Origin of the sequence: Mesorhizobium sp. CA10 (assembly GCF_020165285.1) — a bacterium.
GTDB lineage: Bacteria > Pseudomonadota > Alphaproteobacteria > Rhizobiales > Rhizobiaceae > Mesorhizobium.
In genome coordinates this window covers 1-23,188 of record NZ_JAIUHV010000025.1, presented here as the reverse complement: position 1 = coordinate 23,188, position 23,188 = coordinate 1, and the positions used below count along the sequence as shown (strand labels likewise).

Annotated in this window: 26 protein-coding genes; 16 read left to right on the top strand and 10 right to left on the bottom strand. The window is 63.8% G+C overall.

What is annotated here, in order from left to right; all coding sequences use genetic code 11:
- Positions 1-416 precede the first annotated feature (416 nt).
- Complete coding sequence (locus tag LB535_RS28515) at positions 417-2,552, bottom strand: ABC transporter ATP-binding protein/permease (RefSeq protein WP_224634548.1); 2,136 nt, start codon at positions 2,550-2,552, stop codon at positions 417-419.
- 108 nt (positions 2,553-2,660) lie between these two features.
- The gene (locus tag LB535_RS28510) at positions 2,661-4,583 is read right to left on the bottom strand and encodes a putative bifunctional diguanylate cyclase/phosphodiesterase (RefSeq protein WP_224634547.1); all 1,923 of its coding nucleotides are present in this window, start codon (positions 4,581-4,583) and stop codon (positions 2,661-2,663) included.
- 233 nt (positions 4,584-4,816) lie between these two features.
- On the opposite strand from LB535_RS28510, the gene LB535_RS28505 reads away from it, so the two are divergent.
- From LB535_RS28505 to LB535_RS28490, 4 genes are all read left to right on the top strand, one after another.
- Positions 4,817-5,965 carry an amidohydrolase gene (locus LB535_RS28505; RefSeq protein ID WP_224634546.1) on the top strand — a complete coding sequence of 383 codons (1,149 nt, stop codon included), beginning with the start codon at positions 4,817-4,819 and terminating at the stop codon, positions 5,963-5,965.
- Positions 5,966-6,006: 41 nt separating this feature from the next.
- Positions 6,007-6,564: a DNA-3-methyladenine glycosylase gene (locus LB535_RS28500; protein ID WP_224634545.1), complete on the top strand. Its 558-nt coding sequence runs from the start codon at positions 6,007-6,009 to the stop codon at positions 6,562-6,564.
- A gap of 83 nt (positions 6,565-6,647) precedes the next feature.
- Positions 6,648-6,947: a DUF2934 domain-containing protein gene (locus LB535_RS28495; RefSeq protein ID WP_224634544.1), complete on the top strand. Its 300-nt coding sequence runs from the start codon at positions 6,648-6,650 to the stop codon at positions 6,945-6,947.
- Between the two features lie 7 nt (positions 6,948-6,954).
- Positions 6,955-7,134 (top strand): hypothetical protein, encoded by a 180-nt coding sequence (locus LB535_RS28490; protein ID WP_224634543.1) that lies wholly within the window; start codon positions 6,955-6,957, stop codon positions 7,132-7,134.
- 54 nt (positions 7,135-7,188) lie between these two features.
- On the opposite strand, the gene LB535_RS28485 is transcribed toward LB535_RS28490, so the two are convergent.
- Positions 7,189-7,503, bottom strand: coding sequence for an EthD family reductase (locus LB535_RS28485; RefSeq protein ID WP_224634542.1), 315 nt, complete (start codon positions 7,501-7,503; stop codon positions 7,189-7,191).
- Between the two features lie 201 nt (positions 7,504-7,704).
- On the opposite strand from LB535_RS28485, the gene LB535_RS28480 reads away from it, so the two are divergent.
- Positions 7,705-8,064 carry a hypothetical protein gene (locus tag LB535_RS28480; RefSeq protein WP_224607489.1) on the top strand — a complete coding sequence of 120 codons (360 nt, stop codon included), beginning with the start codon at positions 7,705-7,707 and terminating at the stop codon, positions 8,062-8,064.
- A 21-nt stretch (positions 8,065-8,085) separates the two neighbouring features.
- Here LB535_RS28480 and LB535_RS28475 read toward each other — a convergent pair whose 3' ends face one another.
- Both LB535_RS28475 and LB535_RS28470 read right to left on the bottom strand, forming a co-directional pair.
- Positions 8,086-8,697: a dihydrofolate reductase family protein gene (locus LB535_RS28475; protein ID WP_224634541.1), complete on the bottom strand. Its 612-nt coding sequence runs from the start codon at positions 8,695-8,697 to the stop codon at positions 8,086-8,088.
- A 1-nt stretch (position 8,698) separates the two neighbouring features.
- Positions 8,699-9,229, bottom strand: coding sequence for a cupin (locus LB535_RS28470; RefSeq protein ID WP_224634540.1), 531 nt, complete (start codon positions 9,227-9,229; stop codon positions 8,699-8,701).
- Between the two features lie 80 nt (positions 9,230-9,309).
- Here LB535_RS28470 and LB535_RS28930 point away from each other — a divergent pair, with 80 nt between their 5' ends.
- The 8 genes from LB535_RS28930 to LB535_RS28435 all read left to right on the top strand — a co-directional run bounded on the left by LB535_RS28930 (position 9,310) and on the right by LB535_RS28435 (position 16,779).
- On the top strand, positions 9,310-9,432 hold the full coding sequence (locus LB535_RS28930; RefSeq protein WP_263490980.1) for a hypothetical protein: 123 nt from the start codon (positions 9,310-9,312) through the stop codon (positions 9,430-9,432).
- 126 nt (positions 9,433-9,558) lie between these two features.
- The gene (locus LB535_RS28465) at positions 9,559-10,137 is read left to right on the top strand and encodes a TetR/AcrR family transcriptional regulator (RefSeq protein ID WP_224634539.1); all 579 of its coding nucleotides are present in this window, start codon (positions 9,559-9,561) and stop codon (positions 10,135-10,137) included.
- 38 nt (positions 10,138-10,175) lie between these two features.
- Positions 10,176-11,474: a beta-ketoacyl-ACP synthase II gene (gene fabF / locus LB535_RS28460; RefSeq protein WP_224634538.1), complete on the top strand. Its 1,299-nt coding sequence runs from the start codon at positions 10,176-10,178 to the stop codon at positions 11,472-11,474.
- Positions 11,475-11,530: 56 nt separating this feature from the next.
- Entirely contained in the window at positions 11,531-12,346 is an 816-nt protein-coding gene (locus tag LB535_RS28455) for an oxidoreductase (protein ID WP_224634537.1), read from the top strand.
- A 116-nt stretch (positions 12,347-12,462) separates the two neighbouring features.
- Positions 12,463-13,251, top strand: coding sequence for a sulfotransferase family protein (locus tag LB535_RS28450; RefSeq protein WP_224634536.1), 789 nt, complete (start codon positions 12,463-12,465; stop codon positions 13,249-13,251).
- 377 nt (positions 13,252-13,628) lie between these two features.
- Complete coding sequence (locus LB535_RS28445) at positions 13,629-14,456, top strand: transporter substrate-binding domain-containing protein (RefSeq protein WP_224634535.1); 828 nt, start codon at positions 13,629-13,631, stop codon at positions 14,454-14,456.
- A gap of 51 nt (positions 14,457-14,507) precedes the next feature.
- Positions 14,508-15,788, top strand: a complete 1,281-nt coding sequence (locus LB535_RS28440; RefSeq protein WP_224634534.1) for an NAD(P)/FAD-dependent oxidoreductase — start codon at positions 14,508-14,510, stop codon at positions 15,786-15,788.
- A 19-nt stretch (positions 15,789-15,807) separates the two neighbouring features.
- Complete coding sequence (locus LB535_RS28435) at positions 15,808-16,779, top strand: amino acid ABC transporter permease (protein ID WP_224634533.1); 972 nt, start codon at positions 15,808-15,810, stop codon at positions 16,777-16,779.
- A 3-nt stretch (positions 16,780-16,782) separates the two neighbouring features.
- On the opposite strand, the gene LB535_RS28430 is transcribed toward LB535_RS28435, so the two are convergent.
- Both LB535_RS28430 and LB535_RS28425 read right to left on the bottom strand, forming a co-directional pair.
- A complete protein-coding gene (locus tag LB535_RS28430) occupies positions 16,783-17,595 on the bottom strand; it encodes a PfkB family carbohydrate kinase (RefSeq protein ID WP_224634532.1) in 813 nt (270 codons plus the stop codon).
- A gap of 38 nt (positions 17,596-17,633) precedes the next feature.
- Positions 17,634-18,647, bottom strand: a complete 1,014-nt coding sequence (locus tag LB535_RS28425; protein ID WP_224634549.1) for an SIS domain-containing protein — start codon at positions 18,645-18,647, stop codon at positions 17,634-17,636.
- Between the two features lie 184 nt (positions 18,648-18,831).
- On the opposite strand from LB535_RS28425, the gene LB535_RS28420 reads away from it, so the two are divergent.
- A complete protein-coding gene (locus LB535_RS28420; protein ID WP_318012365.1) occupies positions 18,832-19,563 on the top strand; it encodes a GntR family transcriptional regulator in 732 nt (243 codons plus the stop codon).
- A gap of 58 nt (positions 19,564-19,621) precedes the next feature.
- Here LB535_RS28420 and LB535_RS28415 read toward each other — a convergent pair whose 3' ends face one another.
- The 3 genes from LB535_RS28415 to LB535_RS28405 form a co-directional block, all read right to left on the bottom strand.
- The gene (locus tag LB535_RS28415; protein ID WP_224634530.1) at positions 19,622-19,987 is read right to left on the bottom strand and encodes a hypothetical protein; all 366 of its coding nucleotides are present in this window, start codon (positions 19,985-19,987) and stop codon (positions 19,622-19,624) included.
- Between the two features lie 129 nt (positions 19,988-20,116).
- A complete protein-coding gene (locus LB535_RS28410) occupies positions 20,117-20,863 on the bottom strand; it encodes an SDR family oxidoreductase (RefSeq protein ID WP_224634529.1) in 747 nt (248 codons plus the stop codon).
- Positions 20,864-20,897: 34 nt separating this feature from the next.
- On the bottom strand, positions 20,898-21,359 hold the full coding sequence (locus LB535_RS28405) for a VOC family protein (RefSeq protein WP_224634528.1): 462 nt from the start codon (positions 21,357-21,359) through the stop codon (positions 20,898-20,900).
- Between the two features lie 135 nt (positions 21,360-21,494).
- Here LB535_RS28405 and LB535_RS28400 point away from each other — a divergent pair, with 135 nt between their 5' ends.
- A complete protein-coding gene (locus LB535_RS28400) occupies positions 21,495-22,382 on the top strand; it encodes a transcriptional regulator GcvA (RefSeq protein ID WP_140847704.1) in 888 nt (295 codons plus the stop codon).
- 499 nt (positions 22,383-22,881) lie between these two features.
- Positions 22,882-23,109: a hypothetical protein gene (locus tag LB535_RS28395; protein ID WP_095768463.1), complete on the top strand. Its 228-nt coding sequence runs from the start codon at positions 22,882-22,884 to the stop codon at positions 23,107-23,109.
- Positions 23,110-23,188 lie beyond the last annotated feature (79 nt).

The following is a 23,188-nucleotide window of genomic DNA, read 5'->3' as shown; positions in this document are numbered from 1 at the left end:
TTCCCTCCGGAGGGGGGAAAGGTGGCGCTGCGAAGCAGCGACGGATTGGGGGAACCACGTGGCAATCAAGCCTCGGCATCTTATGCAGCGCTGGTCGACCCCCACTCCGTCTCGGCTTCGCCGAGCCACCTCTCCCCCGATCGACGAGGGAGAGGAAAGGCGCCAGGCTTTTTTACCGTCAACGCCCGTCCAGCAACGCTCTTCCTTTCCCTCCGGAGGGGGAAAGGTGGCGCTGCGAAGCAGCGACGGATTGGGGGAACCACCTGGCGATCAAGCCTCGGCCTGATCAGTCGCGCCAGTCACAGAAGATGTGCACAGCATAGCCCACTTTGCGGGGCGAGGAACCCAGGCTGGCGAAGGCCGCGCTTGGCGCTTGGGGAAGCGCCGCCGGCGATTACGCACGACATCAGAGTGCGCTATCCCTTATCGCCGCCGCTGCCCCACAGCGCGCGCTGCAGCAGGCCCGGTGCGCGCTTCTTCGGCGCGAGTTCGACATCGCTCACCAGCCGCGCCCCGCCCTCACGCCTCTCCAGCGTGATCTTTCGCGTGTGGAAGGCTTCCAGCTCGGCGCGATGGGCGACGCTGATGATGGTCACCTGGGGCAGCACCTTGATCACCGTCCGCATCATCTTGTCCTGGCTCTTCTCGTCCAGCGCCGAGGTCGCCTCGTCGAGCACCACGATGTCCGGCGCGTGCAGCAGCAGGCGGGCAAAGGCGAGACGCTGCTTCTCGCCGCCCGACAGCGTCTGGTCCCAAGGCGCCTCTTCCTCCAGCCGGCTCTTCAGATAGCCGAGGCCGACCTTGTCGAGGGCCGTATTGATCTCTTTCGTCTTCCAGTTCTCGGCGGCGGCGGGATAGGCCGTGGCGCGGCGCAGCGTGCCGGACGGGATGTAGGGGCGCTGCGGCAGCATGAAGAGGCGCTTGCCCGGGTGGAAATCGACGCTGCCGCTGCCCCAGGGCCAGAGGCCGGCGATGGCGCGCACCAGCGTAGACTTGCCCGAGCCGGATTCGCCCGAGACCAGCACGCGCTCGCCAGGCGCGATCTCCACCTCTGTTTCCTTGACCACGGCGGTGCCGTCGTCGAGCGTCACGGAAACATTGTTGAGGCTGAGCATCGCGCCGTCTGCGGTCTCGCCGCGCTGAATGCGGCCGAGCTTGTCGTTCTCCTCGGCGCGCTCCAGCCCGTCCAGCGACATCATCAGCGAGGCGATGCGGTGGGCCGAGGCGTTCCAGTCGGCCAGGCGCGGATAATTGTCGACCAGCCAGCCGAAGGCGCCCTGCACGATGGCGAAGGCGGAGGCCGCCTGCATCACCTGGCCCAGCGTCATCGAGCCGTCGAGGAATTTCGGCGCGCACAGAAGCACCGGCACCACCGGCGCGAACAGGCTGGAGCCTTGCGAGACCAGTGCCGTGCGCATGTGCTGGCCGGTGAGCCGCGCCCAGCGGCCGAGCACGCCGGCGAAGGTGCGGTCGATGCCGGCATTCTCCTCCTCCTCGCCGCCCAGCAGCGCGATGCTCTCGCCATTCTCGCGCACGCGCGTCAGCACATAGCGGAACTCGGCCTCGGCCTGGTTCTTGTCCTCGGAAAGCTGGACGAAGCGGCGGCCGATGGCGAACATCGAGGTCGAGGTGATCGCCGCGTAGATGACCGCGGTGACGACGAGGAAGCCGGGCACGGTGATGGTGGAACCGCCCAGCGAAAAGCTCAGCGCGCCGCCGATCGTCCACAGCACGACGATGAAGGTCGAGGCCGACAGGAAGGCGTTGAGGACGCCGGCGATGAAGTCGACCGGCGATTCGGTGGCGATGCGCAGATCCTCGGTGAGGCGGGCCTCCGGGTTGGCATGGTCGCCCTTGACGAGGTTGAGCTGGTAGTAGCGGCCGCTGGCCAGCCAGCGCTGGATCACGGCCGTGGTCAGCCAGGAGCGCCAGCGGCGCTGCATGGTCATGCGCAGGTACACTTGCGCGACCACCAGGCTGATGCTGCCGGCGACCAGCGGCAGGAAGACGGCGCTCAACCAGTAGACGGTGTGCGCGTCGCGCAGCTCGATGGCGTCGAAGATCGCGCGGTTCCAGCGGTTGATGCCATATTGGAAGCCGACATTGACGCAGATCAGCGTGAGCAGCCCGATCGTCAGCGGCCAGGCAAGCCTGTCGCCACGCAGACCCCAATAGCCGCGCCCGCTGATCCAGAAGCGCCGCAGCAGATATCTCTTGCGCGCCCGCACGGCCTCCTCGGGGGAAAGCTCGGGATCCGGCTCGATCGCCTCGGGCGGCGGCGACCCGGCATGGCCGATGGCTTCCGGCGCGGCGTCGGCGGATGCCTTTTCTTCGGCCTCGCCGGCCTGCGGCTTGCGTTGCTGTGCCTTGTCGTCTTTCAGCCGGTCTTCGTGCCGTGTGTCTTCCCGCGCCCTCTCGGCGCGCGACTTAGCGGCGCCACGCGGTTCCGACTGGCGCGGCTTGTCCTGGCGCGGCGGCGCCGAACGCGGCTTGCTTGCACCGCGCTGCGTGGCGCTGTCGGCCGGTTTCGGTTTGTGCTTGGCCGGGGACATCGCGCCACAACGGCCCAAAAATCAAAAGGTTTCACGCGGGCCGCGGCTACCCTGTCCTTCCGATGCCGGTTGCCCGCCAAGTCAATGAATGCCCTTGGCGGTGGCCAATCAGGCGGCGCTGCCGCTCTTGGGCGTGCGCCGTGGCTCGAAAAGGGCCTCGGTGGCGGAACTACCGGTCGCGTCGAAGGCGAGCGCATCGCCCAGGGGGAGCGCGGCCGAGAAAAGATAGCCTTGCCCAATCACGCAGCCCAGCGAGCGCAGGATCATACGGTCGGCGTCGGTCTCGACCCCCTCGGCCATCACCTCGATGCCCAGCGTCCGGCCGAGGCCGATCACCGCCTCGACCACGGCCTGGTCCTCGAGGGATTTCGCCAGGTCGCGCACGAAATCCTTGTCGATCTTGATCTTGCGGATGCGGCTGTCCTTGAGTGAAACCAGGGTCGAGAAGCCGGTGCCGAAATCGTCGAGCACGATCGATATGCCCGCATCCGCCAGGCGCCCGACCTTTTCGTCGACCCGGTCGCGGTCGACCGGCGCCTCCTCGGTGATCTCGATCTCGAGCATCGCGGCAGGCACGTCCTTGGCCTTCAGGCCGTCGAGGATCATGTCGTCGACATTGCCGGCCTCGAGCTCGCGCGGCGAGAGGTTCATCGCGACGCGAACATCGCGGCGCCCATGCTTCACGAGCTCTGCGATGATGGCGCAGCAATTGAAGAACACCGTCTCGGTCAGAAGCGAAAGCAGCCCGGTTTCGCGCGCGGCAGTGACGATCTCGGGTGGCGAGATGGCGCCATGGACATCATGGTGCCAGCGCAGCAGCGCCTCGAAACCGACCACCGCGTTGGTATCGAGCCGCACCAAAGGCTGGAACCAGGAGCAGAGCGTGCCGGTTTCGATGGCGCCGCGCAGGTCGCGCTCGATGCAATTCTTGCGTTCCAGCGCGGCGTCCAGCCCGGCGTCGAAGAGACAATATTCGTTCCTACCGCCGCGCTTGGCGGCATAGAGCGCGAAATCCGCCTTGAGCAGCATCTCGGTCAGTCGCGGCTTTTCCGATTGGTAGATGCCGATCGAGGCGCCGACGCGCACCGAATTCAACTCCGGATCCGGATTGGCGATGGCTGTGATGATGGCGGATGCAAGCTCGCCGGCCGCTTGCTGCGACCTGCCGGCGGAGAAAAGCAGCACGAACTCGTCGCCGCCGATGCGCGCGATCGTGGCACCTTGCGGAGCGTGGTCCTCGATCCGGCGCGCCACCCTGACCAAAAGGTCGTCGCCGATGTTGTGGCCATAGGTGTCGTTGACGGATTTGAAGCCGTCGAGGTCGATCAGCATGGCTACGAACGGGCCGTCGGAGAGCCCGAGCTTGGCAATCGCCTGCTCCAGGCCATAGCGGTTGAGCAGATTCGTCAGCGGGTCGCGCCTGGAGTTGCGCTCCATCTCGGCGGCGAATTCGCGCGCCTCGTATTTAAGCCGGCTCGTCTCGCGAAAGCGGAATTGCCCGAGCAGCGCGCTCCTGACCATGCCGCCAAGGAAAAGCAGCACGGTGAAGGCGAGCACGTAATTTTCAACGCCGCCCTTGGCAAGCACGCAGCCGGCGGCGGTGAGGAGCGGCAGGATAATGAAATTGATCGAAGCCGGCGCATAGGAGGTTCCGTAGGTGACCGAACCGGCCGAAGTGCCGGCGAGCACGATCAGATAGAGCGGCGCCTGGCTGGTCGTGTATCCGTCGCTCAGCAGCGCCAGAAAAGACCAGGCGACACCCGAGGCAAGCGCCATCAGGCCATAAAGCGAAAGCCGGGCGCCCACCGCCCTCGGGTTGTCACCGGCGGCTTCCGATTGGGTGACGGCAAGCGCCACGCGCGCGCCGTTGATCAAGGCGATCGCCACGAACCACAGCACCGCGGCGAGGCCGCCCCCCGACAAGAGCTGCACCGCCAGGATCAAGGCCGAGAGCACCGTGCCGATCGGCATCGAGATGAAGACGCCCTTGCTCAGATCCGCAAGCTGGTCGCGCAGGATGCCGGCTTCCACGGCTTCGCTCCTTCCCTCGGATGAGGGACCCGACACCAGCCGCTCGTCATGCCTTTTCATGTCTCTAATGGGTAGGCGAGCGGAATGAAAATCGTGTTAAGGATTTCAGCGGTTTACGTGGCATTTCTTGCACGAATTCGCCGATGGACTATTTGAAATGCTCGGCATGGCACGGCGCGAGAAAAGCCCTATCGTGTTTGGTGTGACCCGCAAGCCGATCGGAGCCCCAACCCATGACCCTGACCAATCGAGACATCGTCGAGCTCACCGAATGGCGGCGCAAGCTGCACCGGCAGCCGGAAATTTCGAATGAGGAGGAAAGGACCGCGAAAGAGGTGGTGAGTTTCCTCGCCGATACCGGGCCGGACAAGGTGCTGACCGGGCTCGGCGGCCACGGCGTCGCGGCGGTCTATGACAGCGGACAGGCCGGACCGACGGTGCTGTTCCGCTCGGAGCTCGACGCGCTGCCGATCGCGGAGCTTTCGGGTGTGGCGCATGCCTCGCAGGTGCCGGGCAAGTCGCATATGTGCGGCCATGACGGGCACACCGCGATCCTGGCGGCGCTCGGTCGCCAATTCGGACGCGAAAGACCGGCGCGCGGCCGCGTCGTCTTGATGTTCCAGCCGGCGGAGGAAACCGGCAACGGCGCGGCCGGGGTCGTCGCCGATCCGCGCTTTGGCGAGATCCAGCCGGATTTTGCGTTTTCGCTGCACAATCTGCCGGGCGTGCCGTTGGGCGAGGTGCGGCTGAAGGCCGGCACCGTCAACTGCGCCTCGCGCGGCATGCGCGTCGTGCTCGAGGGCAAGACAGCGCATTCCTCGATGCCGGAGACAGGTGTATCGCCGATGCCGGCGGTGAGCGAGCTGATGCCGGCGCTGCCGGCGCTCGGGCGCGGGACCTTCACCGACGAGGATTTCGGCATGGTGACCGTCACCCATTGCGCGATGGGCGAAGCCGTGTTCGGCATTGCGCCCGGCTATGCCGAAGTGTGGGCGACGCTGCGCACCCGCCGTGACGAGCGCATGGCCGAGCAGGTCGCCGCCGCGGAAGCGCTTGCCAGGAAGATCGCCGCGAAGCACGGCCTTGCCGTGCGTTTCGACTATCACGAGATCTTCGTCGCCAGCGTCAATGCGCCGGACGCGGTCGAGCATCTCAACCGCGCGCTCGACGAGGAAGGCATTGCGCGCAGCGAAGAGGCGCTGCCGATGCGCGCCTCGGAGGATTTCGGTATTTTCGGCCACAATGCGAGGTCGGCGATGTTCTTTCTCGGCGCCGGCGAAAGGCACCCTTCCCTGCACAACCCCGACTATGATTTCCCGGATGATCTTATCCCGATCGGCTCGCGGATCTTCATGCGCGCGGCGCGCAATCTTTTGGGCTGAGCGGACGCCGATGATGAGCTGTCCGAACGACGCCGATCGCCATGCCGCCTAGTGTCGGGCCCGATTTCTTTGCCCGCGACGCGGTTATCGTCGCGCACGCCCTGATCGGCGCCAGGCTTGGGCTCGCCGGCGTCGGCGGGATCATCGTCGAGACCGAGGCTTACCGGCCCGACGACCCCGCATCGCACAGCTTTCGCGGCCGCACGCCGCGCAACGCGCCGATGTATGGCGTGCCCGGCGACGCCTATGTCTATCGTTCCTACGGGCTGCATTGGTGCCTGAACGCGGTGTGCCTGCCGGGCAGCGCCGTGCTGATCCGCGCCATCCAGCCGCAATCCGGCATCGCCGCGATGCGCGAGCGGCGCGGAACGGATGACGACCGGCTGCTGTGCTCCGGTCCCGGCAAGCTCTGCCAGGCGCTGGGCATCGACGGTTCGCATAACGGGCTCTCGCTTACCGCGCCGCCGTTCGAGTTCGCCCGTTCCGAGGCCGACCCGGCCGCAATCCTCGCCGGTCGCCGGATCGGCCTCACCAAGGGCGTGGAAGCCGAGTGGCGATTTGGCCTCGGCGGATCGGCCTATCTCAGCCGCAGGTTCTGAGCCGCAACCTTATCCATTCCCTGTCCCCGTCACGGATCATTCGCGGCCAGCGCGCGTTTGAACAGATGACGGAGGATCGGACAATGGCGACCGACAAATACGAACGCATCAAGCGCCGCGCCTATGAGATCTGGCAACGCAGCGGCGAAGCGAATGGCCAGGACGAGGAGCACTGGCATCAGGCTTGCGAGGAAATCGAGCGCGAGGACAACGGCTTGGGCGAACAGCCGGGTGCTGCGATGCCCGGCGCGGTCACGATACCGGCCGGCAATCCGGACCGGTCGGCGGCCGAGGCGCTGGCGCGCAAGGCCCTGGCAAATCGTCCGGACAAGCCGGCCGCCGACGATCCGGCGCCGAACAAGCGCAGCCGGCGCAAAGGCTGACCCGGCCATGGTCAAAAACGTCGAACAGGCATTGGACGACGCGTTGCTGGCCATGCGCATGCTGCGCAAGTCGATCGTCGATCACGGCCATCTGGAAGCGATGGCCGATCTGGATGCCGCGATGGAAACCGCGATCGCCGTGGCGGAGCAAAAACGCATCGACATCGAGCGGGCAAAGTCGACATGAGCAGCGACGCGGCCGCGGTTCTCGGCGGCCGATCGTCCTCTCTCGGCCGCGGGCTCAAACTTCCCTGCTGTCGAAGAGGAACATCTGGATGCCCGATTCGTCGGGTGCGTAAAGCCGGCGGTGCGCCCCGGCCGCCTTTCCCTCCGGGCTTGCGAAAGCCCTCTTCATCGCTTCGAGATCGTCAAAATAAATTGTCCCGATCAGGTAGACATCGGATGGGCCGGCCACCACCGTGATCGGCCCCTGGCTGACCTCGTATTTCCTCAGACCTGGGATCTTCTTGGCCAGCGGTATGTGCGTCTCGAAATAATGCTTGTCGAACGCCTCCGCGTCAGCCGGCTGCTTGTAGATGACGACCATTCCAGCCATTGCGGTTCTCCTTTTTCGGTGGGACGGAACCAAGGACGAAATGGTGGGGGCAAACGGAACGGCACGTTGAAAAAATCTCGGGAGCGCCGAAGGACGACGATGGCGGCTATCCCGCCCTGCCCGTTGCTTTTCGCAGCTATCTCGCTTGTGCGAAGGAGCGTTCTGTGTTCTCTCCGCCTTGAATTAGCAGGGACTCAAACGATGAGAATTGCGGTGCTCGTTGCGCTCTGCGCGGCAGTGGCTGGATGCGTGTCCTCTGCCGCCGATAATGGCGCTTCGCTGTCGCAGCAGGATCCGAAATGGTCATCGCCGGAATGCCAGCAGGCCCGCGCCGCGGCATCGGACTACGCCCAGCGCGAGAAGGACCATCCCGGCTGGGGGTTCGGTGTGCTGCTTGGCCCTTACAGCATGGGGATGGTGGCGGCGGTCAAGGAACATGAGCATCAGCAGCGACGGCTTCTTGCCCGCCAGATGCATCTGCAATGCTCGAGCAAGCCGCTGCCGAAGGAACTCGATTTCGATCCGGCAAGCTACGCGCCGAAGAAAACGCATTATCCATAGAGGAAGGACCGCGGGTTCCGGTTATTCTGGCCGCTCCGCCGCGGCCTTGCCATCGAATGCATAAGTGAGGATCGCCACCCCCGTCGCGGTCGACACCTGGTTGGACAGCTTCAGCATCGAGGGCGCCTGACCCGGCTCGAAAAGGCGCGAGCCTGTGCCCAGCACCAGAGGGTGGACCATCAGCACCAGCTCATCGACAAGCCCGTGCCGCATCAGCGCGCGCAGCAGCTTGCCGCTGCCGAACACAATCAGCGCCTCGTTGTGACCTTGCTTCAGCGCGCGCACCGTCTCCCCGGCATCGCCGGCAAGCAGCGTCGAATTCTCCCAGCGCGGCTCATAACCGGCGTCATGCGAGGCGACGAACTTCCGTGCGCCGGTCAGCGCCCTGGTCATCGGACTGGCCGGCTGACGAACAGCCCAGGCTTCGTGAAGATCCTCGTAAGTCGTGCGGCCGGCGAGCAACGACCAGCCGCCGGCCATGGCGTGGCCGATGACCTCCTGCATCTTCGGGTCGCTGCCTGGATTGCCCCAACCGCCGTGCGCAAAACCATTACGCGTGTCTTCGTCGGCGCGCCCCGGCGCCTGGAAGACACCGTCCAGCGTCACATGCTCGATGGCGACGATGCTTGCCATTTCAGCCTTCGCTCCAGGCTTTCAGCAGCGGCCCGTCGCCGCCGAAGAGCGGATCCTTGTCGGGCCGGCCGACCTTCGGGATGGTGCGCATCGCCTCGGCGTGCTGCTCCGGGCTCCGGCACAAATCATAGGTGCCGAAGGGCGGATAGGCGCCGACCACCAGAAGATCGGCCGAGCCGGACAGGCGCTGATGGCCGGTGCCGGCCGGCAGGACCGCCACGTCGCCCGCCTTCACCTCCAGCACCTTGCCCTTGTCGCCGCCGAAGCGGACCTCGGCGGTGCCGCGCGCGATGCCCAGCACCTCGTGAATGCGCGAGTGATAGTGGACGAAGTCGTAGATGCCGTTGCGCCAGCTGTCGCCCCAGCCATTGGCGCCGAAAATATCCTCGAAAACGGCAGCCGGATCGCCTTCGTCCGGCAGCTGCACGGCGCCGGGATAGACGAGCATGGGCCAGCGCGGATGATTGGGCACCAGCCCGTCATCTGCGAAGCGGAAGGCGAGCGGTTCCTGTTTGTCGACAGATTGTGCCATCCTTGCGGTTTCCTGCATGGTTTTAATGGGACCTAACGGTTTCCCGCGGATTTTGCTCCGGCCGGTCTGAGGAGGTCACAATGGCTGCATTTCGTCTTTCGGCAATGGGCCTTTTTGCATCGGCGCTTGCCTTTGCCGCCGTCGCCGCCGGCAACGCCGAGACGATGGCGGTGATCGTCGCAGCGCTTCGGCATCGAAGCTGATCTGGGCCTGCCGCAGGCACATTCAGCCCGTAGCAAACCGCCACGTGGCGCGTCGCCCATTGATAGATTGCGTTCGGCTTCTAACTGACGTATAGATGTCGTTCGTAATCTAAATGGAGATCGACGATGCGAGTGAGCCGCATTCAGGCTGAGCAGAACCGGCAAACCGTGATCGATGTCGCAAGCCGGCTTTTTCGGGAGCACGGCTTTGACGGTATCGGCCTTAAGGATTTGATGAAGAGCGCCGGGCTGACCCAAGGCGCTTTCTATAAGCAGTTCGCGTCAAAGGAGGACCTTGCGGCGCAAGCTTCCAGGCGCGCGATGGAGAGCGCTGCCGACAGATGGACGGCGGCGACCGCAGCGAATCCCGGCGATCCGCTTGGGGCGGTGATCGAGTTCTATCTCAGCATGGGCCATCGCGAGGAAAGGATGGACGGCTGCCCGGTCGCGGCGCTCGGGTCGGATGCGGCCAGACAGGGGACCGAGGTGAAAGCGTCGTTCGAAGTCGGCATCAAAGCATATCTTGAAGTGCTCGGCAGGATGATTGCCAGGACTGAGAAGGAGGAAACCGGTGAAAAAGCCATGGCCGTCCTCTCGACGATGGTCGGTGCGGTGGTTCTCTCGCGCATCGTCAATGATCCCGACCTCGCCCAGGCCTTTCTGGATGCAGCGGCCGAACAGGTTCGCGACACCGTCACCGTTTGACCGGCGCGGGCTGGCTACTCAGATGGATAGGAGAATAGATGCGACGGATTGTTGTCACGGGCATGGGCGCGGTCACGCCCCTTGCCGCAAATATCGAGGCGTCGTGGTCGCGTCTCCTGGCCGGCCGCTCGGGCATCCGAAGGCTTCCTGAGGACATGGTGGAAACCCTGCCGACAAAGATCGGCGGAACGGTTCTTTCCCTGGAGGAGGATCCCGAGGCCGGCCTCGATGCGAATGCCTTCCTGGCGCCGAAGGATCAGCGCAAGATCGATCGCTTCATCCTATTCGCGCTGGCGGCGGCGGAAGAGGCGCTTGCCCAGGCGGGATGGAAGCCGGAGTCGGAAAAGGATCGGCTTCGCACCGCGACGATCATTGCTTCAGGTATCGGAGGGTTCCCCGCCATAACCGAGGCGGTGCGGACCGTCGACCAGCGCGGCGTTCGGCGTCTTTCGCCGTTCACGGTGCCGTCTTTCCTGGTGAACCTCGCCGCCGGCCACATCACGATTCGTTACGGCTTCAAGGGCCACATCGGCGCGCCGGTAACGGCGTGCGCCGCCGGCATTCAGGCGATCGGCGATGCGGCGCGCATCATCCGCGCCGATGAAGCCGACATCGCCGTGTGCGGCGGCACGGAAGCCTGCATGAACGTCGTCAGTCTGGGCGGCTTCGCGGCGGCGCGCTCGCTTTCAACCTCCTTCAATCACCGTCCCGATCAAGCCTCGCGTCCGTTCGACATGACGCGGGACGGCTTCGTCATGGGCGAAGGCGCCGGTATCCTTGTCATCGAGGAATTGAACCATGCACTGGCGCGCGGGGCACAACCGCTCGCCGAGGTCGTTGGCTACGGCACGACGGCGGATGCGCATCACGTCACTTCCGGCCCTGAAGACGGGGACGGCGCGCGCCGCGCGATGGAGATCGCGATTGCCCAGGCCGGCATTTCACCGCACGAGGTCCGCCATCTCAACGCGCACGCGACCTCCACGCCGGTGGGCGATCTGGGAGAAATCGAAGCGATCAAAACCGTCTTCGGCACGGATTTCTCCATAGCCGTCAGCGGAACGAAGTCGGCGACCGGACACCTGCTCGGTGCCGCCGGCGGGATTGGCGCGATCTTCACCATCCTGGCGCTGAGGGACCAGGTGGCGCCGCCGACCCTCAATTTGAGCGCCCCCGATCCGGCCGGCGACGGAATAGACTTCGTCGCAAACCGGGCCCGGCCGATGGAGATGGACTACGCGATCGCCAATGGCTTCGGCTTCGGCGGCGTCAATGCCAGCGTGCTGTTCCGGCGCTGGGACAAGCACGGCGTAAACGGTCGAGCCGCTCGTGATTGACGCTCTTTGCTCCAGCCTTTCCTGCTTTCCAGTCCAACCCAAAGAAAGTGATCTCCATGAACAGGACCAATCCTGGCGTTGCCATTGTCACAGGGGCATCCAGCGGAATCGGGCACGCAACGGCCAAGGCGCTGCAGAGCGCCGGCTTTCGCGTGTTCGGAACCAGCCGTCGCGCGGCCTCCAAGAAAACCGACGGTATTACCATGCTGACCTGCGACGTGACCGATGACGCCTCCGTGGCGAAGCTGATCGATGAGGTGCTGGCCGATGCTGGGCGCATCGACGTGCTGGTCAACAATGCCGGCATCGGCCTGCTCGGCGGCGCGGAGGAATCCTCGACTGCACAGGCCCAGGCTCTGTTCGACGTGAACGTCTTCGGTGTCATCCGTATGATCAACGCGGTGCTGCCGATCATGCGACGTCAAGGAAAGGGCAGGATCGTCAACTTGAGCTCAGTGCAGGGGTTCATCCCCGCCCCCTATTTCGCGCTTTATTCATCGACCAAACATGCCGTTGAAGGGTATTCCGAATCGCTTGACCACGAAGTGCGGCCGTTTGGAATTCGCGTCGCATTGGTCGAGCCGGCCTATACGCGTACCTCCTTCGAAGACAACCTCGCCAAGCCGGACCAGTTGCTCGAGATCTATGACGCCGCGCGCGCCGGCATGACCGTAGCCGTGCGGAAGGCAATGGACAAAGGCGATGCGCCCGAAGTGGTGGCCGACACCGTTCTGGCGGCTGCGACCGATCCAACGCCGAAGCGGCGCTATGCGGCGGGAAAGATGGCACGCCGGGTCAGTGTCCTGCGCCGTTTCGTTCCGGCATCCGCATTCGACAAGAGCCTGCGAAAGCAGCTCGGGCTGCCGGCCTGACAACGGAGCCTTTCACTCCAGCCGCCCTGCCTCCAGGTCAAAGCGCCGGCAGCAATTAGCTGTTCGTCACTGACCGCATATAGGCATTCCCTATTGCAATCCCCGGAAGAAAAAGGTTGTTTAGAATCTCCGGGGGAAACGAAATCGTGAATAGAGGCGTGGTGCGGCTTCTTCCGAAGCCCAAGGTTTCAATATTCATTTGCGGATGCGGGCATACGGGGTCAACTTTGCTCGCCCGGATACTGGCTGCGCATCCGGAAATTTTCTCTATCCGCCGCGAGACAAGCGCGTTTGTCTCAAGCGATGGGGCGCGATGGACCAAGCTAAGCGCGGTTTTGCTGCAGGCAGCCATTTCACGCCGCAGCGTCTGGGTCGAAAAGACCCCGAACCATATCCACTATACGAGGCAGATCATCGAGACGATCCCGGGCGCGCGCTTCATCGTTGTCACGCGCGACGGCAGGGACATCGTGGCCTCGCTCGGGCAGCGTTACGAGGGCGATTTCGACAAGGCTTTCCAAAGATGGATCGCCGACAGCAAGGCCTCGATGGAGCGCATCGAAAAGGGCGAAAGCATCCTGTGGCGTTATGAAGACTTCATCGAATCGCCTGCGCTTTCCATCGAACGGCTATGCCGCTTCATCGGCGTGGCCTTCGATCCAGGCATTCTGAACTATCACCAGCAGCCCGTCATATGGGGGCGCGAAAAGGCGGTGCGCACGCCCCATTCCGCTCGCCGGCACGCCCAGGTGAACCAGCCGATCACCGACTATCGGGGCAGTTGGCGATCCAGCCTGCCTATGGAAGTGGCTTGCCGTTTCGACGCCGGCGAAGCGCGGGAAATCATGGGCTATTTCGGATACGCGCAGGCCGATCGTCCGGCAGGTGTCGATCACCAGACCTAAGCGTAGTCGAGAAGCGACCTTTTGTGCTGCGACAGATCGGAAGCAACTGTCCGAGAAGCAGCAGCCTGCGCCGACGTATTGGCGAGCGCGCGTGCCTGCCATGAACCAGCAACGTCTTCAGCATGGATTGGGCGCGCCCGGTAATCAGCACCCGAGCGCCGAGAACTGGTGGCGGCCCGACTGATCCGCGAATTCGCACAGCAGCCGGCTGCCGATCGCATAAAAGCCCAGGAAATTCGACCAATGCCGATCCGGCCAACGCCGGGAACGCGTATCGCAGGCCAAACTCACGATGCGCCGATAAAGACGCTTGACTCGCCCTCCCCCTTACGGACAAGTTGCGTTGTCAGACATCTTACATACGAGAGGGAGGTTTCGTGAGGAGATTTATCGCTTGTTTCGCGCTGGCTGCCGGCGCGCTCGCATTTGCGTCGGCAGCGTGGGCGGGAGAAACCCTGGATCGCGTCACAACCAAGAAGGCCATGGTGGTCGCGACCAACAGCGGCTGGCCACCGCAGAGCTTTCTCGACGAGAGCAACCAGCTGGTCGGGTTCGATATCGACGTTTCGAAAGAAATCGCCAAGCGCCTCGGCGTCGAGGTCAGCTTCGAGACGCCCGATTGGGCGACCATGACCGGCGGCCACTGGCAGGGCCGCTATGATCTTGGCGTCGGCTCGGTGACGCCGACCAAGGCCCGGGCCAGGGTGATCGATTTCGCCGGCATCTATTATTACAGCCCTTATGTCTATGTGGTCCACAAGGACAGCAAGGCAAAATCGGTGAGCGATCTGAACGGCAAGGTGATCGGCGTCGAGACCGCCACCACTTCGGAAGATTTCATCCGCCGCCAATTGGAGATCGACGCTCCCGGCCTTCCGCCAATCGAATACAAGCTGCAGCCTGGCGAAATCCGGACTTTCGCCGATTCCATGCTGCCGTTCGACGATTTGAGACTTGGGGACGGCGTGCGGCTCGACGCGGTCATCGCGCCCGAGCAGACCGCTCAAAACGCCATCAAAAACGGTTATCCGCTGCGCATCATCGAGGGCGACTACGCCTTCCGCGAGCCGCTGGTGGTGATCGCCGACAAGGGCGATGCCGAGTGGACCACCAAGATCGGCGGCATCATCGACCAGATGAAGAAAGACGGCACGCTCGCCACGCTGACCACCAAGTGGTACGGCAAGAACTACAGCGCCGATTGACGCTCATCGCGGGCGGCCCCTCAAGGCCGCCTGCTTCCGTCAGAACCTATCATGACTTATCCCGACACCTATTATCGCCGTACACTTGCCGACGAGAAGGTCAGACCACCGCTCGCGGGTCCGGCCGAATGCGACACGGTCATTGTCGGCGGCGGACTGGCCGGTCTGACGACGGCGCTGCAGCTGGCGCGCGCCGGGCAGCAGGTCGTGCTGCTCGAAGCCGAGAGTATCGGCTTCGGCGCCTCGGGCCGCAACGGCGGCTTCGTCAGCCCCGGCTTCGCGACCGGCAGCGACAAGATCGCCGCGATGGCCGGCGCGGCGGCGGCACGAGAGCTGCACCGGCTGTCGATCGAAGGCGTCGATTTCGTACGGCAGACGATCAAGGATCTCGACATCACGGCAGCGAAGCCTCGCCCCGGAATCATGGGCGTGCTGCGCCATGACGGCGGCGCCGAACTGAAGGCTCATGCAGAGAAGCTGGCGCGGGATTTCGACTATCCGCTCGAATATCTCGAGCGCGACCAGGTGCGCGCTGTGCTGCGTTCCGAGCGCTACTACCAGGGCCTGCGCGATGGCAACGCCTTCCACATGCATCCGCTGAACTATCTGCGCGCCATCGGGGCGGAGATCGAGCGGCTGGGCGGCAGGATTTACGAGGGCTCCAGCGCGATCGAGGCTAAACTCGATGGCCCGCACAAGACGCTACGCACCGCAAGCGGCGAAGTACGCGCGCGGCAAGCGGTGTTTGCCACCGGCGGCTATTCAGGACCGCTGGTCGGTCGGCTGAAGCGGGCCATTTTACCGATCGCGACCTATGTGATGCTGAGCGAGGAAGCCCCCGATCTCATCGCCGACGCCATCGCGACCACGGATGCCGTCGGCGACAACCGCCGGGCCGGCGACTACTACCGTGTCGTGGAGGATGGAAAGCGGCTGCTCTGGGGCGGGCGCATCACTACGCGGGCCGCTTCGCCGGCGGCGCTGGCCAGGGAATTGCGCCGGGAGATGGTTGGAACCTACCCCCAGCTCGCTGCGCTCAAGACCGAACTCGCCTGGTCAGGGCTGATGGCCTACGCCCGCCACCTGATGCCCCAGATCGGGCAGCTGCAGCCAGGCGCCTGGTATCTCACCGCGTTTGGCGGGCACGGCATCAACACGACGGCCATAGCCGGCAAGGTGGTCGCCGAGGCGGTACTCGGCCAGTCGGACCGCCACCTTCTGTTCGCGCCGTTCGGACTGGCCTGGGCGGGCGGGCCGGTAGGGCTTGCCGCGGCGCAACTCACATATTGGAAGCTGCAGGCGCAAGATTGGTGGCGCGAACGAGCCCGCTAACCAGAAGGGAGATCGACAGGTGATCGGCAGACTGCTGCTCAACTATCCGGACGCCGCACGCCGCATCGGCGTGTGCCTGGCGCTAGCCGCTTTCGCCGCGGGCCTCTACGGTCTCGGCATCAAGGCAGACTGGATCGGCAAGCTGATCCCGAGCTCGATCGAATGGCTTGCGACCAATCCCGTGGTGGCGCGAGCCGTCTCAGCGGTGCTGATCGCGCTGATCGTGGCCGCCAACTGGAAGGCGCTGCAGCAACTCGGGCGCAAGCAGCAGATCGTGGCGGTATGGATCGAGCTGTTCGTGCTGCTGATGCTGTTCTTCTATTCCTTTGATCTGTCCTTTTCTTTCATCGCCCGGAAGATCGGTTTCCTCATCTCGCAGGGCGTGGTGACCACGCTCTACATCTCCGCCATTTCGATCGCCATCGCGACAGTCATCGCCTTCATCGGCGCCATAGCCAAGCTCTCCAAGAACGGCATCGTCTATGGCCTGGCAACGTTCTACACTTCGCTGTTCCGCGGGCTGCCGCTGCTGATGCAGATCTACATCATCTATCTCGGCCTGCCGCAGGTCGGTTATGTGATCGGGGCCGTGCCTGCCGGGATCATGGCGCTGTCGCTTTGCTACGGCGCCTATATGACCGAGATTTTCCGTGCCGGCATCGAAAGCATCCCGCGCGGCCAGACGGAAGGCGCCACCGCACTTGGCCTCAGCCCCAACCAGACGATGTTCCTGGTGATCCTGCCGCAGGCGATGCGCGTCATCGTGCCGCCGACGGGCAATCAGTTCATCGCGATGCTGAAGGATTCCTCCCTGGTCTCGGTGGTCGGGGTCTGGGAGATCATGTATCTGGCGCGCACACAGGGCCAGACCGAGTTCCGGCATATCGAGATGCTGATCACCGCCTCGATGATCTATTGGATTTTGTCCATCGGGCTCGAATTCCTGCAGTCCCGCATCGAGGAACGGTTCGGGCGATCGCTCAAACGCTGAGCTTCAATGGGGCATCCCCTCCTGGGGAAAGCCGCCGAGATGGCAGCAGGCCAGAGCGGCATGATCGCGGCCGCTTTCGAGGCATTGCACCAGCGGCCTCCTGGCAAGCCATGCATGCAGGAAACCGGCAATGAAACTGTCGCCGGCGCCGGTCGTGTCGACGACCTCGACCGGGCGGATGCCGGTCTCGGCGCGTTCGCTGGCCGTCAGCGCCATCGACCCCTCGGCCCCGCGCATGACGACGGCGCAGCCTGCGCCGCGCGACAGGAGATCCGCGGCCATTGCTTCGGCCGCGTCGCGAGGTTGGCCAGCCGAGCAGAAAACTATGTTCAAACCCTCCACGCCGAGATCGGCGGGATCGGCGTTGACCGAAATATCCTGCGAGACGCTGACGCCTGCCCGCGACAGGCGCCTGCGCAAGGCGCCGCCATCATCCAGCCAGCCGATATGGACGTGATCCATCATCGCCAGGATCGCCAGTTCGGCCTCGTCCGGCGCATAACCGGCGCAGACGCCGAAATCCTCGGCCGCAATCAAACGCTCGCCGGACGGCAAGACTTTGATGTCGGTCCAAGCGGTGTTGCGCTGGCCCACGCGCAGGTGCTTGACCGCCACCCGATTGGCTTCGAGCTCAGCGCAGGTGCGTTCGCCCTCGGCGTCGCGGCCGACCGCGCCGAAATAGAAGCTGTTATGGCCAAGCCGCGCGAGCTGGACGGCAACGTTGAGTGCGTTGCCGCCGACCAGCGAGCGGCCGATCGGCGCTCCGAGGCGGTCGATGCAGTTGTCGCCGACGACGGCAAATCGAAGGCTGCTCATATCCTGCGCTGCGATCAAGCTGACGCCGAGAGCTAAGCTCAATAGGCAACGCGCTTATAGTAGCGGCGCGTCGTCAGCGGGTGGTTGCGGATCACCTCGAGATGCCCGCTGACCCGTTCGAGGGCGGTCGCGAGCACGATCGGCGAAACCAGCGCGCGCACATCCGGCGAAATGCCGGGCAGTTCAAAATCGGCCGTGTCGAGCACCGTCAACTTGTCCGTATAGGTAGGGGTGAATTTCTCGACGCGATCGGCCAGCGGCCGGGCGCTGTCCTCGCCCTTGAAGAGCACCACGCTGACGTCTTTGTCCACCAGCTCCAGCGTGCCATGGAAAAAGTCGGAAGCATGCACGGGGCGGGTCCGGATCCACTGCATCTCCTCCAGGATGCACATGCCATAATACCAGGCCTGCGGCCAGACATTCCCGGCGCCGGTTATGATGTGATAGTCGGAGGCGGCGAGTTTGTGCGCGAAGCCGGCGGCTTCCTGTTCATAGCTCCGCTTCACCTCCAGCAACAGTCGCGGCAACTGCTCCAGTTCGGTGAAAATCCGTTCGGATTCGGCGAGCTCGCCGCGATGCTTCAGCACTGCAAGCGCGATGAAGAGCGACTGGAGATAGAAGGACTCGCAGGACGTGTCGTCCTCAGCGAAGTTGACGAAGACATGGTCCCCGCCCTTGCCGAGCGGCGTCTCCTCATGTCCGACCAACGTGATCACCGTCGCCCCGACGTCCTTGATCCGGGACAGCAGTGCCACGCTTTCCTTGGTGGTGCCGGAGAGCGAGGGCAACACGACGATCGATTTGTCGGTCAGGTGCACGGATTGGACAAGCTGCAGCTCGGCGGTGATGTCGACGAAGGCCGGAAAGCCAGATCGGCGCTGCAGCAATTGCGCCGCCGGATGCATCAGGATCGCTGCACCGCCGGTGCCGAGAAAGAAGATGTTTTGCGCCCCGGCGGCGAGGCACTGCGCCACAACGGCTTCAATGCGCTCGCGCAAGGCCACCGCCCCCGATTGGATGCGCATAAACCGGGCTTCGTCGAAATTGAGCATCGTTCCCTCGATCAATTCAGTTGTAAGACAACTGACATCTACGGGAGCGCATTTCAAGAGAAATTTTGCGAAAGATTCGCATGAGTTGCCTATGCGACATGCGATCGCCACGGCATGCCCCCGCTTGACCTGAGCGCGATTGTCCGACAACAAAAGGAGAGTTGGCACAATGGGGAAGAGGGACTTGGACGAGCCGCTTCGGGACGCGCGCACATTGGCGGTTCAGCTGCGCGACCGCATGGCCGACCTCATCAGGACCGAAGGGCTCAAGCCCGGCGACCGGCTGCCAACGGAATCCCAGCTGACGCAGCGCTTCCGCATCTCGCGCCCTGCCCTGCGCGAAGCGCTGAAGCTTCTCGAACAGGACGGCATCATCTCCGTCACTCATGGTCTCGGCCGCTTCGTGACCGCGAACTCCGCCGTCCAGGTCGACCGTCCAATCACGGTGTTCGAAAGCGTGACCGACATGTCGCGCCACTATGGCTACAACACCGTCAACAAGGTTCTTTCCATCGCCGAGGAAACGCCTGATCCATTTATCCAGCAGCAATTGCGGCTAGCGGACGGAGAGCGCGTCATCCGGCTTGAACGGCTGCGGCTGCACAACGATCTGCCCCTCATCTATTCGCTCGACTACGTACCGCGCAGCTTTTTGCCGGGGCGCCTTTTCGACATCGAATGGAGCGGCTCGCTGCTCGCCCTGCTGGAAAAGCACCGCCATCAGCCGCGTATGTCGGCCGCCTCCGTTGCAGCCGTAACGCTGCCCGAGGAAATCGTGCAGCGCAACGACTTGCGCGACTTCGGGCCAGCCCTGCTCATTACGGAAACCTGTTTCGATGGGACCGGAGCCCCGGTCGTCCATGCCGCCGTCTATCACCGCGGCAGCCATTTCACCTTCAGCTTCGCACGAAAGTGAAAGCTCAAATGGTCGCGATGACCAGTGTCAGGTGCCATGCAGATGTCGAGGGCCGTGACTAGCGCGGGAGCAGCCGGGAGACCTTGAGCCGCGGCGCGAAGAAGCAGCGCAGATAGGGCTGGTTGGTTATGACGTAATGGTTCTCGCAGATATGGTATCGGCCGTCCGGCGATTCCTGCACGCGGTCTGGCGGGATGTTGAAGCCATCGGGTAGATAGACATAGCCGCCGTCGGCCCCGGATTGCACGGCAGACTCGGGGATGGGGCGGCAATCCGTGCCGCCGCAACATTTGAAATTCGTCACCGGGTCGACCTTGTTTTCGTACCAGTCATGAGCATCGGCGCCTGTCGCGGCGACAATCCACATGGCTGTGACGATGACCCTTCGCATGGCGTTCCTCGACGGTGCGGAGGCGCTGCTCATTCGAGCATCATCTATATTAGCGTTCCGCCGGAAACGCCATTGGCCGCGACGGTCTGGAAGGCGACGCCGGCCCTTGTGGACGGCAATAGGTGAAGCCGGAACCTTCAAATCGAGGTCCGGCTCTACCGCTCACACCAGCCTTTGCCCGCCGTCGATGTGGACGGTCTCGCCGGTCATGAACTCGTTCTGCATGAGATAGAGATAGGCCGGCGCGATATCGGCGGGCCTGGCGATCTTTCCAGCCGGGATGCGGGAACCCATCTGCTCGAAATAGCCTGATTTAGCGGCGCCGACGATCTCGTCCCACATTTCGGTATCCACCCACCCGGGCGAGACGATGTTGACGCGGGTCGGCGCGAGCTCCAGCGCCAGCGCCCGGGCGAAATAGGTGAAGGAACCGGCGACCGCCGAAACCACCGAGCCGCCAGGCACCGGCGGGCGGTCCTTGTTGATGCCGGAGGTGAAGATCATCGAGCCGCCCATGTTCAGCGTGCGCACGGCGTGCTTGGCCAGCATCACTGCGCCGATCAGCTTGCCGTCGACAAATTGGCGCACGAAATCCATATCGGTCCCGCCGATCGGATAATTGGGCGGCGGCGTGCCGGCCGTCGCCACCAAATGATCGAAAGCGCCGGCTTGCTCGAACAAGCCGGACACCTCGGCCTCATTGACCATGTCGGCGGCGATGCCTGTCACGCGCCCTGCCCCGCCGAGCCGCTTTTCGGCGGCCTTCAGCTTTTCGGCCGAACGGCCGGCGATCACCACCTCCGCGCCGCTTTCAAGCGCCGCTGCCGCGACGCCGAAGCCGATGCCGGAGCTGCCGCCGACGACAATGATCTTCTTTCCATTGAGCGATGTCATGGGGAGATTGGTCATGGGTCTTCTCCGTCTTTCCGCGATGGGTTCAAAATCAGGCGCGGCCGGCGTGGGCCGCTTCGATATCGGCGAGGATGATCTTCTTCATCGAATACATCGCCTGACGCGCCCGGTCGGCCTTGGCGCGGTCGGGGTCGTTCATCAGGCGCAGCGTCGGTTCGGGAATGACCTGCCAATAGACGCCGAACTTGTCCTTCAGCCAGCCGCAGGGCTGCTCCGAGCCGCCGCCGGCGGTCAGCGCGTTCCAAAAATAATCGGTTCCGGCCTGGTCCTTGGTTTCGATGTAGAGCGAAATCCGCTCGTTGAAGGGCGGCACTTCGCCGGCGTTGAGCGCGGTGAAGCGCTGGCCTTCGAGCTCGAAATCGAAGATCGCATGCGGCTTGTCGGTGAACTCGATGGTCCGCAGCGCGCGGCTGTTCTTGAAGACCGAGAGATAGAAATCTCGCGCGGCTTCGGCATCGAGGTTGAACCAGAGGAAGGGATGAACGTTGGCCATGATGTCCTCGCAGGTTTGATCTTAAGTGAGTATTGATCACAAATTCTGTGAGGATTTTTGATTGGAAAAGGCTCGACGGACAAACCAAAATTTGGCAAGTATTTGTTACCATAACTCACAAATGGCTTTGTCGTCATGGCCCGCAGACTGCCGCCGCTCAACGCCTTGCCGGCCTTCGAGGCCGCTGCACGGCATTTGAATTTTTCGCGGGCCGCCGACGAGCTGAACCTCACCCATGGCGCGATCAGCCGCGCGGTGAAGCATCTGGAGGACCAGCTTGGCGTGCAGCTCTTTGAGCGCGCGACGCGTTCGGTGCGACTCACCCCGGTCGGCGAGCCTTATGCGGTTGCCGTGCGCGAGGCGCTCGACCAGCTCGCGCTGGCGACGCAAACCGCGACCTCGCGCCATTCCGGCTCGACGCTCAACGTCAGCACCTCGGACGGCTTCGCCGGAAAATGGCTGGTGCCGAGGCTCTACCGCTTTCATCGCGCGCATGGCGATATCGACGTGCGCGTCTCGACCACCGGGCGACTGACCAATTTCCGCGGCGACGGCATCGACGTCGCCATCCGCTACGGCGCCGGCCACTATCACGGACTGACGTCGGAGTTTCTCACCGGCGAGGAAGTCTTTCCGGTCTGCAGCCCGAAGCTTCTGGAAGGGCCGCATCCGCTCAAGCAGCCGCAGGACCTCAAGCACCACACGCTGATCCGCGACGGCTACCGCATCGACTGGGCCGCGTGGCTGGCCAGCGCCGGCGTCGAAGATGTCGACCCGAATAGCGGGCTCACTTTCGATTCAGCCACTTTCGCGGTGGAGTCGGCCGTGCAGGGCGAAGGCGTGGTGCTCGGCCGGACCATGCTCGTCTCCGCCGACCTCGCCACCGGCAGGCTGGTGCGGCCGTTCGACCACGCGCTGAAGGCGGTGTCGAGCTTCTATCTGGTCTATCCGCCGGAGGCAATCCGCCAGCGCAAGGTGAAGGCGTTTCGCGATTGGCTGTTTTCGGAGATCGAGCCGCTTTAACGGGCGAGCTCCGGGCTCGACAGCCAAAAGCCGGACGGCTTTCCGCCAACTCGATTCGCCTTGCGAAGACTGCTGGGCGGATAATGCCGCCACAGAGCGGCTAGGCAAGCAAAGCCGCATTGAAACTTTCAACGGTCTTCCCAGTTCGGTTGGAAGGAGGATCTTGATATGACTGAACCCGGTGAAGGGAGTTCCCACGGTCGAATTGACGACAAGCAGCTCGTCATTCTGCTGAAAGAGAAAACCGGCATCTCGGAGGCTCAAGCCAGAAGGCTGATAAAGGCCGTTGGGCGCGACCGACCGTCGCTTCTGCGAGAAGCACGCATCATAAGGGCGCGTGTTCAGACGTCCACCTCAAGCCGCGTGTGACCGGCTGAATGCGACGGATGCCCGTCGGATCTGGCGGCGGCATTTCGCGACCGGCTGCTTTCGGCTGAAGCAAAGCTCGCCGGAAATTCCCTGCTTGCGAAGACGTGCTTGTTGCGCGATGCTCCGCAAAATGGCTGGCGAATATCTGGACCACAAACTGGAATGCCCGTTTTGCGGCACCATTCGTCTGCAGATCCCGGCCGATGCCCAGCCAGCAACACCGATCCATTGCGCCGAGTGCGGCGCATATCTCGGCACGTGGGACGAGCTTCAAACCGACTTCGAGCAGCAAGGCGGTACCGACGGCGTGTTCCGGCTGGATAAGGGACGTATCCAGAAGCTTAATTCCAGCCGATGATTAGCCGCAGCTGACGCAGCCGTCCGGGCTCAGAAAAGCGCGCAACAGGGCAACCGACGGCATGGGCGGGGGGGTGTTG